The 904-nt window shown below is 52.2% G+C and carries 1 pseudogene; it reads left to right on the top strand.

From position 1 onward, the window contains the following. Window positions 1-882: pseudogene (locus ACTHUR_RS12535) on the top strand (sulfite reductase subunit beta); the annotation flags it as partial. Window positions 883-904: the final 22 nt, after the last annotated feature.

The following is a 904-nucleotide window of genomic DNA, read 5'->3' as shown; positions in this document are numbered from 1 at the left end:
GTCAGCACACAGCGCGACTGGGGCAACCGCAGCGACCGCAAAGCAGCGCGTACACGCTATACGCTGCAACGCGTCGGCGTAGATGTGTTCAAAGAGGAAGTCGAAAGGCGCATGGGCATTAAGTTTGAGCCCATTCGCCCTTACGAGTTTACCCATCGCGGCGACCATATCGGCTGGGTGCAAGGGCATGAAGGTAACTGGCATTTGACTTTGTTTATTGAAAACGGCCGCCTGCTCGATTATCCCGACAGACCGTTGAAAACAGGCATCCGCGAAATTGCCAAAATCCATCCCGGCGACTTCCGTCTGACGGCCAATCAAAATCTGGTGGTTGCCAACGTGCCGCCGGAATTAAAAGATACGATTGATAAAATCGCCAAAGAGCATGGATTAATCAGCAAATCGATTACCATCCAGCGTGAGAACTCGATGGCCTGCGTTGCCTTGCCGACTTGCCCGCTGGCGATGGCGGAGGCTGAGCGTTTCCTACCAACATTCTCCGATAAAATCGACGAAATGTTCGCCAAATATGGCTTGGAAGACGAATACATCGTTTTGCGCGTAACTGGTTGTCCCAACGGTTGCGGCCGCGCCATGCTGGCGGAAATTGGGTTGGTCGGCAAAGCCGTCGGCCGCTACAACCTTTACGCAGGCGGCAACCGTGAAGGCACACGCATCCCGCGTCTGTTTAAAGAAAACATTACCGAACCTGAAATCCTTGAAATTGTCGAAGGCTGGGTAGCAGATTGGTCTCGAAACCGTTTAGATGATGAAGGTTTTGGCGATTTCGCCATCCGTACCGGCATCGTCAAACCTGTATTGGACGCTCCGCGAGACTTTTGGGCACTAATGCATACAACCAGATCCGCAAGTCGACAATAAGAAAATAGAGAAAACCAAAGGC

It is taken from the genome of Neisseria sp. P0021.S007, from assembly GCF_051956855.1.
The sequence above is the reverse complement of the archived record's forward strand: the minus strand, read 5'-3'. Positions and strand labels throughout refer to the sequence as shown.